We start from the raw sequence: 11,661 nt of genomic DNA on the forward strand, positions 1-11,661 counted from the left end.
GCTACGCGAAGACGACCGTACGGCGGCCGTTGAGCAGGATGCGGCGCTCGGCGTGCCACTTGACCGCGCGGGCCAGGGCCTGGCACTCGACGTCGCGGCCGATGGCGACCAGCTGGTCGGGGGTGACGCCGTGGCCGACCCGCTCGACCTCCTGCTCGATGATCGGGCCCTCGTCGAGGTCGGCGGTGACGTAGTGCGCCGTCGCGCCGATCAGCTTCACCCCGCGCGCGTGCGCCTGGTGGTAGGGCTTGGCACCCTTGAAGCTCGGCAGGAACGAGTGGTGGATGTTGATGATCCGGCCGCTGAGCTGCTTGCAGAGGTTGTCGGAGAGGACCTGCATGTAGCGGGCGAGGACGACCAGTTCCACGTTCTCCTCGCGGACCAGCTCCAGCAGCTCCGCCTCGGCCTGCGGCTTGTTCTCCCTGGTCACCGGGATGTGCCGGAAGGGCACGTCGTACGAGGCGACGAGTTCGGCGAAGTCGGTGTGGTTGGAGACGACGGCGGCGATCTCGACCGGCAGGGCGCCGATGCGAGAGCGGAACAGCAGGTCGTTGAGGCAGTGGCCGAACTTGCTGACCATGAGCACGATCCGCATCCGCTCGGCGGACTGGTGGATCTGCCAGTCCATGGCGAAGGAGTCGCCGATGGCGGCGAAGCTCGCCCGCAGCTTGTCCACCGTGACCGGGCTGACCGCCGAGAAGTGGACGCGCATGAAGAAGAGACCCGTGTCGTGGTCCCCGAACTGCTGGCTGTCCTCGATGTTGCAGCCGGTCATGAAGAGGTAGCTCGACACGGCGTGCACGATGCCCTGTTTGTCCGGGCAGGAGAGCGTGAGGACGTACTGCTCGGGGGCGGTCTCAGCGGGCTTCGGGTCGGTCATCCCCGTAGCGTGCCACACCCTCCGGGGATCAGGCAGACCTGGTCATGATGCGGAGGACGTCGAGGGAACGCGGTGGCACGTCCGGGTCCTCGCCGTCGTTCGTGGCCAGGAGGACATGGGCGTCGCGGGCGGCCCGGACGGCCTCCGGCCAGCCGTGGTGCTCCATGTAGGCGGAGACGGGGGCGTCCGCGCCGACCTGGTGCATGATGCGCAGCACCCGGAGCACGGCGGTGTCGACGAGGGCGGCCTCGCCGGTGTCGCGGAAGATCGTGCCGACGTACTTCTCGGCGGACCAGTTGTCGAGCCAGGTGTCCTCGACCAGGCGGTACACGGCGTCGGTGACGTCGCCGTACCCCTCCCGGCCGGCGAGCCAGCACTCGTGGTGGAAGACGGGGTCGGAGAGCATGTGCAGCGCCGAGCGCACGTTGCTGCGCCAGCGCCACCACGGAAGGTCGTTGAGCGGCATGCCGCCCATGGTGGAGGAGCGACGGCCACGACGGGAAGAGTTCTCGGAACCTTGCTGCACGGTTGTCGATCGTACGTTCCCCTCATCACCCGCCGGAGGGCCCCCTGTAATTCACCTGGGCGTCACCCTGCGTTGAACGCGGCACACTCCGGCGTTACCCGGCGGCCGGAAGTGTCTGTGTCCATGACCGGACGGCGACGCCCCCCATTTCCCCGCCCCCTCGGACTGCTCACCGGCGCGGTGGCGGCAGGGGCCCTGCTGCTGACCGGTTGCGGCGTACTCCCTGGGGCATCGGGGGGCTCCAGGGAGCCCGTCACCGTCATGACCTGGGCGCCCGGCGACGCCTCGGGCCCGGACGCCGACACCATGGCCGGCATGACGGCGATGGCGCAGACCTTCGCCCGCTGGATCAACGGCGCGGGCGGCATCGACGGCCACACGCTGCGCGTGGTCACCTGTGACGAACAGGACACCTCCGTCGGCGCGGGCAACTGCGCCCGCCGGGCCGTCAAGGAGAAGGCCGTCGCGGTCGTCGGCTCCTACAGCCGCCACGGCCGCGCCTTCATGGCCCCGCTCGAAGTCGCCGGGATCCCCTACATAGGCGGGTACGGCGCCTCCGACGAGGAGTTCCGCAGCTATATGTCCTACCCGGTGACGGGCGGGCAGTCGGCGCTCATGGCGGGCAACGCCAAACAGCTGGCCCGCACCTGCGACCGGGTCTCCCTGGTCCGGCCGGACACGCTGGGCGGCGACGGTCTGGCCTGGCTGCTGCACACCGGCCTCTCCGAGACCCGCAAGCACGCCCCCGTGGACGTCCGGGCGGCGGAGGACGCGAACTCCTACGACGAACCGGCCAGCCGGGCGCTGAACGGCGCGGGGGCGCGCGGCGGCTGTGTGACGGCGGTGCTCGGGGAGCGCACGGAGACCTTCTTCGACGCGTTCCGCCGGCTGGAGCCGTCGGACGGTTCGGTACGGGTCTCCTCGGTCCTCGGCAGCATCGGCCAGCCGCTCATCGACCGCACCGGCGGCCGGAACAGCCCCTTCGAGGGCGCGTACGTCACCGGCTGGTACCCGGCGCCGGGCGATGCCCGCTGGGACACCATGCGGAAGGTGATCGGCGAGCACGCCTTCGGCGACAACAGCATCGACCCGGAGGACACCGGGGTGCAGACGACCTGGATCGCGTACACCGTGCTGAAGTCGCTCGTCGAGTCGCTGCACACCTCGGAGATCACCGCCGGCAAGGTCACCAAGGCGCTCAACGAGGGCACCCCGGTCGACACCGGCGGTCTCACGCCCGAACTGCGCTGGCGCTACGAGGACATGATCGGCTCGGACTCCTACCCGCGGATCGTCAACAGCAAGGTGACGTTCCAAGTGGTGCGCGACGGGCGGCTCGTCGCGGACACGAAGGGCTTCGTGGACGTGGCGGAGACCCTGTCGGACGCCAGCGCGACCGGCTGAGACCCACCGCGGGTCCCAGCCGGGCCGCGCCCGCTCACAGGGCGGTCGCGGCGCGCTTCGTCAGTCCGTACTTGGTCGCGATCGCGTTCCACAGGACGGCCGCCTGCTGCTTGGCCTTGGTCGCCTCACCGCTCTGCGCGTTCGCCTGGCGGTAGTGCGAGGTCGGCCGGGCCTTGCCGTGCTTGCAGACCTTCTTGCTCTTGGCCTGCGCGGCCCAGCCCGCGTAGTGGTCGTCCGCGGAGGCGGAGGCCTGCCAGGCCTTGGTGAGCGCGGCGTTCAACTGGGCGTGTTGGGGCAGTTTGTCGACCGTCAGGGCCTGGAGCCGGGTGACCAGATCGCGGCGCTGCTGGGCGGCGCCCTTGAGATCGGCGACGGCCTTGTCGAGGTCCGTGCAGTTCTTGGTCTTCTCCACGGCGCCGATGACGGCGGCCCGGCTGTTGTTGCTGTCGGCGAGCAGCTTGTCGAGCGCCTCGGCCTGCGGCTTCGCCGGGTCGGCCGCCGGCTCGGAGGATTCCTTCGCGGCCGGCGAACTCGCCGCGGCGACCGGCTGCTTGGCGTCCTTGTCCTTGTCGTCCCCGCCCCCGCTCATCAGCGCGCCGGCGCCGAGCCCGATGACGGCGCAGCCGACGACGACCGCGGCGATCAGCGGGATGTGCGCGGACCGGCGGCGCGGCGCCTCGTCCATGCCGTCCCGGGCCAGACCGTGCTCGGGACCGGAGTAGGGCGGGTCCTGGTGGTACCCCTGCTGCGGCGGGCCGCCGTGGTACGGCTGCTGCTGCGCCGGGTCGAAGCGGGGGATCTGCTGGGTGGCGCCGGCCGGCTCGTCGTCGCGGAAGAGGTTGTCGAACTCGGCGGGCGGCTGCCGGTCACCGGGCTCGCCCGGCCGGATGCCGTACGGGGCGCCGCCGGGCACCGGGGGTATGTACTGCGTCGCGTCGGCGTCCTGGCCGCCGGGCGGCGCCTGGTGCGCGGCCGGCTGCCGGGGGTTACGCGGCGTGACGCGGCCGAGCATCGTGGTCGACTCCGCCGGGCTCTCCGGCGGCAGCCCGCCCGGTCCGGGACCGGCCGGGATCGGCGCGATGTACTGCGTCGCGTCGGCGTCGCCGCCGGGCCCGGCCTCGGGCGGCAGCGGCTGCGCGTAGGGCTGCGGCTGCTGGTGCTGCGGGGCGGGCGGCGTCGGTCCGTACGGGGACGGCTGCCCCTGCCCGTAGGTGCCGTGCTGCGGGGGCTGCTGCCCGTACGGGGCGGGCGGCGGCTGCTGTCCGTACTGCGGGGGCTGCTGCTGTCCGTACGCACCCTGGGGCGCGCCCTGTGCCGGACCGTTCTGCGCCGGAGCGTTCTGGGGCGGTGTCTGCGGTCCCCAGGGCTGTCCCCACGGCTGGCCGCCCGCCGGGGCCGCCCCGTCCGCCGCTCCCCCGGGCGCCCAGGGCTCGCCGCCGCCCGCGGGCAGCACGACGCCCTCGTGCGCGGGTCGTACAGCAGGGAGCTGCTGCTCGTCACCCTGTCCGCTCTGTGTCACCGGGGACTCCTACGTGGTCAACCTATGGAATCGTCGGCTCACGCTATCGGGTGGTCCCCGCCGTTCGCCAAGCGCGTGAGAGGGGTCACCATCCCTTCACAGGCGCTGTAACGCCCGGCGGCCCCGGGACGCAGTTAACGGGGCACCCGGGTCCGGCGGCCCGGGGCGCCCCCCGCGGTCACGCCGCCTGGAGCTCCAGCCGGGCCCCGAACTCCCGCACCGCGGGCTCGTCCCCGTACGGCACCAGCCGCTGCTGGAGATCGTCCAGATACTCCGCGCCCCGGCTGGAGCGCACCGTGCCCAGCAGCTCCATCGCCCGGGTCCCGGTGTGGCAGGCCTGCTCCACCTCGCGCAACTGCACCTGGGCGGCGGCGAGGAGGGCCAGTCCGATGCCCCGGCGGCGGGTCCGGGACTCCGGAAGGCCGCCCAGGGCCTCCTTCGCCCGGCGCGCGGCCGCCTCGGCCTGGCCGAGGTCGCGGTGGCAGTGCGCCAGCTCGTCCGCCAGATAGGCGTGGTCGAAGTGGCCGATCCAGTCCGGGTCGTCGCCGCTCTCCGGATCCGCCTGCTCCAGCGCCGTCAGCGCCCGGTTCGCGACCAGCTGCGTGGTGCGGGCGTCGCCGAGCAGGGCGTGGCCGCGCGCCTCGGCCGCGTAGAACATCGCCTCGGCCCGGGGCGTGACCCGGCCGCGCGCCCCCTCCTGCGCCGCCCTGGCGAGCTGGGCGATCTCCCGGGGGTTGCCGAGCTGCGCGGCGAGATGGCTCATCGAGGCGGCCAGCACATAGCCGCCGTAGGCGCGGTCGCCCGCGGCCTGCGCCAGGCGCAGGGCCTGGATGTAGTAGCGCTGGGCGAGACCCGGCTGACCCGTGTCGATCGCCATGTACCCGGCGAGTTCGGTGAGCCGGGCGACCGCGGCGAACAGCTGCCGCCCGGTCGATTCGCGGTACGCCCCCGAGAGCAGCCCGGAGACCACGCTGTTCAGATAGTGCACGAGGACCGGCCGGACGTGGCCGCTGCCGAAGCGGTGGTCCAGGTCGACCAGCGCGGCCGTGGTGGCCCGCACGGCCTCCACGTCCGACATCCCGACCCGGGAGCCGGCCGCCCGCGCGACCTGCGCGTCGGCTCCGGTGATCAGCCAGTCGCGGCTGGGCTCGACGAGCGCCGAGGAGGCGACGGCGGAGCCGGACAGGAAGTCGCGGCGGCCGACGTCGCTGCGCCACAGCTCGCAGACCTGCTCGATCGCCCCGATCACCGTCGGGGCGAACTGGAGGCCCACGCCGGAGGCGAGGTTCTTGCCGTTGGCCATCCCGATCTCGTCGATCGTGACCGTACGGCCGAGCTTGCGGCCGAGCGCCTCGGCGATGATGCCCGGGGCCCTGCCGCGCGGCTGCTGTCCGCGCAGCCAGCGGGCCACGGAGGTCTTGTCGTAGCGCAGGTCGAGCCCGCGCTCGGCCCCGACCATGTTGACGCGGCGGGCGAGGCCCGCGTTGGAGCATCCGGCTTCCTGAATGAGCGCCTGGAGCCGTTCGTTCGGCTGACGTGCGACGAGAGGCCTGGCTGCCATGTATCTCCCCCTGAGGCCGCAGTGATCGGTGAGCGGATCACTGCCCGACATGTGTCCGAGAAATGCGCCGATTCATCGTGTTGGTCACTTTCATCGCATCTCTTGCGCTTTCTCCCGGCACGCACCCTAAGATGCCGAGCCCACTGTGCCGGATCTCCGGTAGGTGGCTACCCTTCCGCCGCCACCGCCCCTCCCGCGCGCCCCCGCCGGTGCATCGGTGCGCCCCATGTGCCGGTGCGGACCCCCCCAAACCGCTCCGGTACGCCCGTAACCCCGAGCGCTGGCCACAGTTGTACGGTGCGTGGAAGAAGCCATCGGAGTCAGGGAAGCGGCGCCGGTCCCCCAGCAGCGGACCGAGCACCTGCTGGAAGCCGCGGTGCGGTACGCGGAGGAGCGGCACTGGGACGTGTGCCCGGGTGCCTGGCTGGAGCCGTCCGGCCCCACGGAGCGGTGCTCGTGCGGTGAGTCCAAGTGCGCGGCACCGGGCGCCCATCCGACCCGGACCGACTGGGCGGACCGCTCCACGGGCAGCGGCGCGGCGGCCCGCCGGATGTGGAGCCGGCAGCCCCGGTCCTCGATCCTCCTGCCGACCGGACGCTCCTTCGACGCCGTCGACGTGCCGGAGGCGGCCGGCTTCCTGGCCCTGGCCCGGATGGAGCGGATGAGCCTGCCGCTCGGCCCCGTCACCCGCACCCCGGACCGCCGGATGCAGTTCTTCGTCCTGCCGGGCGCCGCCGCCAGGATCGACACCCTGGTCCGCAGGCTCGGCTGGGACGCGGCGGGCATCGGTCTGCGCGGGCGCGGCGAGGGGAGTTACGTCCCGGCGCCGCCGACCCGGGTGGGCGGGGCGGGCACGGTGCAGTGGGCCCGCGGCCCGTCCACCGCCAACCGCTGGCTGCCCGAAGTGGAGGAGCTGATCAGCCCGCTCGCCTACGCCTGCGGCCGCGAAGCCGCCGATGCCCGCGGACGCGTTTCGTAGGGTGTCCCCGGGGGGCCTGTCGCCGCCCGGCGGACGGCGGCCCGACGACAGGCCCCGGACCCGGGCTTCGGAGGGCGAGTGGCATGACGGACAGGACGGACGCGTCGGACGTGGCGGACGGGGCCGCCGTGCCCGCGGTGCGGGTGGCGGGGCTCTGGAAGCGCTTCGGTGAGCACACCGCCGTCGCCGGCATCGATCTGGAGCTGCCCGCGGGCAAGTTCATCGGCCTCGTCGGACCCAACGGCGCGGGGAAGACCACCACGCTCTCCATGGTCACCGGGCTCCTCCGCCCCGATCTGGGACGGATCGAGATCGGCGGGCGCGACGTCTGGCGCGACCCCGTCGAGGTCAAGTCCCGGATCGGGGTGCTGCCCGAGGGACTGCGGCTCTTCGAGCGCCTCTCCGGCCGTGAGCTCCTCGGTTACACCGGCCGCCTGCGCGGACTGCCCGGCGCCGAGGTCGACAGCCGGGCCACCCAGCTGCTGGACGTGCTGGACCTGGCGGGCGCCCAGCACAAGCTGGTCATCGACTACTCGACGGGCATGCGGAAGAAGATCGGGCTCGCCGCCGCGCTGCTCCACAACCCCGAAGTGCTCTTCCTCGACGAGCCGTTCGAGGGCGTCGACCCGGTCTCGGCGCAGACCATCCGCGGGGTGCTGGAGCGCTACACCGGCTCGGGGGCGACCGTCGTCTTCTCCAGCCATGTGATGGAGCTGGTCGAATCGCTCTGCGACTGGGTGGCCGTGATGGCCGCGGGCACCATCCGCGCCCAGGGCACCCTGGAGCAGGTGCGCGGCGAGGCCTCCTCGCTGCAGAACGCGTTCCTGGAACTCGTCGGCGCGGGCGACCGCGACAACGGCGCCGCCCTAGACTGGCTGGGCGGTGCCCGATGAGCGTCCTCGACGCCCCGGCCGGTTCCGGCCCGCGCACCGACCGCGACCGGGCAGCCCCGGACCTGATCCCCGTCCTCGTCCGCCTCAAGCTCTCCCTGCTGCGCAACGGGCTGCGCCAGTCGGCCGGCCGCCGGGCCGTGTACATCCTCTCCTTCGTGGGCGCCGTACTGCTCGCCCTCGGCCAGGTCGCCGGGCTGATCGCGATGCGCGGCGAGGACCACGTCGTCTCCGTCACCGTCCTCGCCGCCGGGGTCCTCGCCGTCGGCTGGGCCGTGATGCCGCTGTTCTTCGCCGCCGGGGACGAGACCCTGGACCCGGGCCGGCTCGTGATGCTCCCGCTGCGCCCGCGCCCGCTGGTGACGGCGCTCCTGGTCTCCTCGCTGGCCGGTATCGGCCCGCTGTTCACCCTGTGCCTGGCGGCCGGTTCGGTGGCCGCGACGGCCCGGGGGGCGGCCGGGGCCGCGTTCGCCGTGGTCGCGGCCCCGCTGACCCTGCTGGTCTGCGTGGCGCTGGCACGGGCCGTCGCCACGGCCAACACCCGGCTGCTGACCTCCCGCAAGGGGCGCGATCTGGCCGTGCTGTCCGGGCTGGTCATCGCGGTCGGCATCCAGGTCGTCAACTTCGGCGCCCAGCGGCTCGGCCGCTCCGGCGGACTGTCCGCGCTCGATCCCGTCGCCGACGTGGTGCGCTGGCTGCCGCCCGCCTCGGCGATCGGCTCGGTGGACTCCGCCTCGCAGGGCGCGTACGGGCGGGCCGCCGTGCAGCTGCTGCTCTCGGCCGCCGCACTGGCCCTGCTGATGGTGGTGTGGCGGCGCAGCCTGGAGCGGCTGATGACGGCCCCGGACGGTTCGACGCTGGCCGCCGCCGATCCGGGCCGCGCCGCGTCGGCCCCGGAGGGCTCGGGCTTCTGGTCTCTGTTCCCCGAGGGGCGTACGGGCACGGTGATGCGCCGCAGTCTGCGCTATGTCGCCCGGGACCCGAAGACGAAGGCCGCGTGGGTGACGGCGCTGGCGATCGGGCTGATCGTGCCGGTGCTGAACGCGGTGCAGGGCACCGGGTCGGTCTACTTCGCGTGCTTCGGCGCGGGGATGCTCGGGATCCAGATGTACAACCAGTTCGGCCAGGACACCTCCGCGTTCTGGATGGTCGCGATGACCATCTCGTCGACCCGCGACGCGTATCTCGAACTGCGGGCGCGGGCACTGGCGCTGCTGCTGATCACCCTTCCGTACACGGTGCTGGTCGCGGTGGTGACGGCGGCGGTGCTCGGGGACTGGGAGGCGCTGCCGGGTGTGGTGGGCCTGTCGCTCGCGCTGCTGGGCGCGATGCTGGCGACCGGGGCGGTGGCCTCGGCGAACTTCCCGTACTCGGTGCCGCAGGACGCGGGCTTCAAGAACGTGGCGCCCGGTCAGGCCGGGCTGGCCTGGATCTCGGTCTTCGGCGGCATGGTCTCGGCGGCCCTGCTCTCCGCGCCGGTGATCGGTCTGACGGTCTGGCTGCACGTCACCGGCGCGGAGGAGCTGCTGTGGGTCGTGGTGCCGGTGGGGGCGGTGTACGGGGCGCTGATCGCCTGGGCGGGGCTGCGGATCGCCGCACCGCGCACGGCGGAGCGGCTGCCGGAGATCCTGGCGGCGGTCAGCAAGGGGTGAGGCGGGGCGGTGGTTCTACGGGGCGACCGGCTCCCGGTCGTCGCCGGCGTCCTCGGTGAGCTGGTCAAGGAAGGGTTCGACGGCGGCGCGCCAGCCCTCGGGCTGGTCGTAGTGGATGAGGTGTCCGGCGTCGGCGACCTCCGCGTACTGCCCCCGGGGCAGCACCCGGACCATCTCCTGGGCCTCCGCCCGCCCCAGTTCGCCGTCGAGTCCGCGCAGCACCAGCGTGGGGCAGCGGACCTGGGCCAGCTCCTCCCAGTGCGCGTCGAAGACCCAGGTGGCACGGGAGCGGAGCATCTGGCTCCGGGAGAAGACCGGCCGCCAGCCGTCGGCACGTTCGGCCATGACCTCGGCGTAGAACTCGCCCCGGGCCGGATTGGGCCGCTCCACCCAGGGATCGTCCTCGCCGAACCACTTCCGTACGTCGGCGAGCGTCGCGAAGGGCACCGGCCAGGAGGCGAACCAGTCCTCCCATTCGCGCTGCGAGGCGGCGCCGAGGGCGGAGGCCCGCATATCGCAGATGACCAGGGCGCGGACGAGGTCGGGGCGCTTGGCGGCGAGCTGCCAGGCGGTGAGCGCGCCCATCGCGTGTCCGACGAGGGTGACGGGGGCGAGACCGAGCTGTTCGACCGCGGCCTCGGCGTCGGCCACGTACGCGTCGCGGGTGTAGGGCCCGTCGGCCGGTTTCTCGCTGCGGCCGTGTCCGCGCTGGTCGAGGCCGACCGCGCGGTGCCGCTCGGCGAGCCAGCGGGTGGTCGCCGCCCAGTGGGACGCCCGGCCCATCAGCCCGTGGAGCAGTAAGACACCTCCGGGGCTCGCGCTGTCCGCGCGCTCCTTGGGCGGGTCCGCGTACTCCCAGGCCGCGAGGCGTACGCCGTCGGTTCCGGTCACTTCGATGCGCCGCACCATCTGTTCTGGCACCCCCTTCTGGTCCCCCGACCACCATCCCGGTCACTGTCCCGATCACGGTCGCGATCACATGGGCTCGCAACGGCCAGACTATCGAACCTTTATTCGAAAACCGGGTTCCGGCACTCAACACCGCTCGTTCGAGTGACCGCCTCCCAGGATTGACGACGGCCCCGCAGGGGAGATCTTCTGCGGGAGGCGGGCCACTCGGGGATGAGGGCCCGCGGGAACCGACCTAGAGAGCTCGGGGCTCCAGGTCGGGACAGGGGGAGACAGGCCCCGGCGCCTTGCGGCGCCGGGGCCATCCGCTGTTCCGGGGGCGTGTGCGCGTACGGGGACGTGGCGGCCCCACCCCGGTGCGCGGACCGGACGCGCTGGTACGACGGGCGCATTCCCCGCTCCCTCCCCGACCGTGCGACCCCCTCGGCCCGCACTCTCAGGCATGCCTCCGCCACAGCCTGGCACGCGATCCGCCGGAGCGCTGCGGTTCCGTACGGAAATGGGGACGGAAAAACGGAAAACGGACGCGAGAGAGCGCCCGGGTGCTGTACACCCGGTCCGCGTCTCCCGCGCCCGTAACCGTGTCCGCGAAGCTTCCGCGTACGTACGCCCGGCGGCGCCGCTTCCTACCGCTTGGCCACGAAGACGTGCGAGGCGACCTCGTCGTCCAGCTCCGCCGCCTCACCGCTGCTGCCCACCAGCACGCCACCGGGCGACTGGTTGACACTGACCACGGAACCGGGCTGGACGCCCGCGCGCCGCAGCGTGTACATCAACTGGGCGTCTGTCTGGATCGGCTCACCGATCCGCCGGACGACCACCGTCTTGCCGTCGGACCCCGGGTCGAGCTCCGACAGGCTCACCATGCCCTCGTCGATGAACGGGTCGGCCTCCGCCTTCTCGCCCAGCTCCTCCAGCCCCGGGATGGGATTGCCGTACGGAGACTCCGTCGGGTGGCGCAGCAGCTCCAGCACCCGCCGCTCCACGGCCTCGCTCATCACGTGCTCCCACCGGCAGGCCTCGGCGTGGACCTGCTCCCACTCCAGGCCGATCACGTCCACGAGCAGGCACTCGGCGAGCCGGTGCTTGCGCATGACACGGGTCGCCAGCCGGCGGCCCTCCTCCGTGAGCTCCAGGTGCCGGTCGCCCGCGACCTGCACCAGACCGTCGCGCTCCATCCGCGCCACCGTCTGGCTGACCGTCGGACCGCTCTGATCGAGCCGTTCCGCGATCCGGGCGCGCATGGGGACCACACCTTCCTCTTCGAGTTCGAGGATGGTGCGGAGATACATCTCCGTGGTGTCGATCAGTCCGGACATTCGTGCCCCTCGATGCAGTCGT

General features: G+C 72.8%; 10 protein-coding genes. 4 read left to right on the forward strand and 6 right to left on the reverse strand.

Annotated features, from left to right (window positions below; translation table 11 throughout):
* Position 1: 1 nt before the first annotated feature.
* Both purU and ACZ4FH_RS22335 read right to left on the reverse strand, forming a co-directional pair.
* Complete coding sequence (purU, locus tag ACZ4FH_RS22330) at positions 2–880, reverse strand: formyltetrahydrofolate deformylase (protein WP_467306781.1); 879 nt, start codon at positions 878–880, stop codon at positions 2–4.
* 28 nt (positions 881–908) lie between these two features.
* Positions 909–1,355 carry an SCO4402 family protein gene (locus ACZ4FH_RS22335; protein WP_383643241.1) on the reverse strand — a complete coding sequence of 149 codons (447 nt, stop codon included), beginning with the start codon at positions 1,353–1,355 and terminating at the stop codon, positions 909–911.
* A 174-nt stretch (positions 1,356–1,529) separates the two neighbouring features.
* On the opposite strand from ACZ4FH_RS22335, the gene ACZ4FH_RS22340 reads away from it, so the two are divergent.
* Positions 1,530–2,810, forward strand: a complete 1,281-nt coding sequence (locus tag ACZ4FH_RS22340; RefSeq protein ID WP_467306782.1) for an ABC transporter substrate-binding protein — start codon at positions 1,530–1,532, stop codon at positions 2,808–2,810.
* Positions 2,811–2,844: 34 nt separating this feature from the next.
* On the opposite strand, the gene ACZ4FH_RS22345 is transcribed toward ACZ4FH_RS22340, so the two are convergent.
* On the reverse strand, positions 2,845–4,329 hold the full coding sequence (locus ACZ4FH_RS22345) for a hypothetical protein (protein ID WP_467306783.1): 1,485 nt from the start codon (positions 4,327–4,329) through the stop codon (positions 2,845–2,847).
* Between the two features lie 178 nt (positions 4,330–4,507).
* On the reverse strand, positions 4,508–5,890 hold the full coding sequence (locus tag ACZ4FH_RS22350) for a transcriptional regulator (RefSeq protein WP_467306784.1): 1,383 nt from the start codon (positions 5,888–5,890) through the stop codon (positions 4,508–4,510).
* A gap of 301 nt (positions 5,891–6,191) precedes the next feature.
* On the opposite strand from ACZ4FH_RS22350, the gene ACZ4FH_RS22355 reads away from it, so the two are divergent.
* The 3 genes from ACZ4FH_RS22355 (at position 6,192) to ACZ4FH_RS22365 (ending at position 9,411) form a co-directional block, all read left to right on the forward strand.
* Positions 6,192–6,869: a bifunctional DNA primase/polymerase gene (locus ACZ4FH_RS22355; protein ID WP_467306786.1), complete on the forward strand. Its 678-nt coding sequence runs from the start codon at positions 6,192–6,194 to the stop codon at positions 6,867–6,869.
* 83 nt (positions 6,870–6,952) lie between these two features.
* Positions 6,953–7,762: an ABC transporter ATP-binding protein gene (locus ACZ4FH_RS22360; protein WP_467306787.1), complete on the forward strand. Its 810-nt coding sequence runs from the start codon at positions 6,953–6,955 to the stop codon at positions 7,760–7,762.
* The gene (locus tag ACZ4FH_RS22365) at positions 7,759–9,411 is read left to right on the forward strand and encodes a transporter (protein ID WP_467306789.1); all 1,653 of its coding nucleotides are present in this window, start codon (positions 7,759–7,761) and stop codon (positions 9,409–9,411) included. Before ACZ4FH_RS22360 ends, ACZ4FH_RS22365 begins: the two co-directional genes overlap by 4 nt.
* A 15-nt stretch (positions 9,412–9,426) precedes the next feature.
* Here the strand turns inward: ACZ4FH_RS22365 and ACZ4FH_RS22370 are convergent, their stop codons facing one another.
* Together ACZ4FH_RS22370 and ACZ4FH_RS22375 are read right to left on the reverse strand one after the other, a co-directional pair.
* Positions 9,427–10,320 (reverse strand): alpha/beta fold hydrolase, encoded by an 894-nt coding sequence (locus ACZ4FH_RS22370; protein ID WP_467306952.1) that lies wholly within the window; start codon positions 10,318–10,320, stop codon positions 9,427–9,429.
* Positions 10,321–10,946: 626 nt separating this feature from the next.
* Entirely contained in the window at positions 10,947–11,639 is a 693-nt protein-coding gene (locus ACZ4FH_RS22375; RefSeq protein WP_467306790.1) for a metal-dependent transcriptional regulator, read from the reverse strand.
* Positions 11,640–11,661 lie beyond the last annotated feature (22 nt).

Source organism: Streptomyces sp. NPDC024555 (assembly GCF_055559335.1).

What these genes read in the sequence shown, in the direction of transcription:
- ACZ4FH_RS22360 (WP_467306787.1), top strand. Translation starts at nt 6,953, where the DNA reads ATGACGGACAGGACGGACGCGTCGGACGTGGCGGACGGGGCCGCCGTG.
- ACZ4FH_RS22370 (WP_467306952.1), bottom strand. Translation starts at nt 10,320, where the DNA reads ATGGTGCGGCGCATCGAAGTGACCGGAACCGACGGCGTACGCCTCGCG.
- ACZ4FH_RS22350 (WP_467306784.1), bottom strand. Translation starts at nt 5,890, where the DNA reads ATGGCAGCCAGGCCTCTCGTCGCACGTCAGCCGAACGAACGGCTCCAG.
- ACZ4FH_RS22375 (WP_467306790.1), bottom strand. Translation starts at nt 11,639, where the DNA reads ATGTCCGGACTGATCGACACCACGGAGATGTATCTCCGCACCATCCTC.
- purU (WP_467306781.1), bottom strand. Translation starts at nt 880, where the DNA reads ATGACCGACCCGAAGCCCGCTGAGACCGCCCCCGAGCAGTACGTCCTC.
- ACZ4FH_RS22340 (WP_467306782.1), top strand. Translation starts at nt 1,530, where the DNA reads ATGACCGGACGGCGACGCCCCCCATTTCCCCGCCCCCTCGGACTGCTC.
- ACZ4FH_RS22365 (WP_467306789.1), top strand. Translation starts at nt 7,759, where the DNA reads ATGAGCGTCCTCGACGCCCCGGCCGGTTCCGGCCCGCGCACCGACCGC.
- ACZ4FH_RS22335 (WP_383643241.1), bottom strand. Translation starts at nt 1,355, where the DNA reads ATGGGCGGCATGCCGCTCAACGACCTTCCGTGGTGGCGCTGGCGCAGC.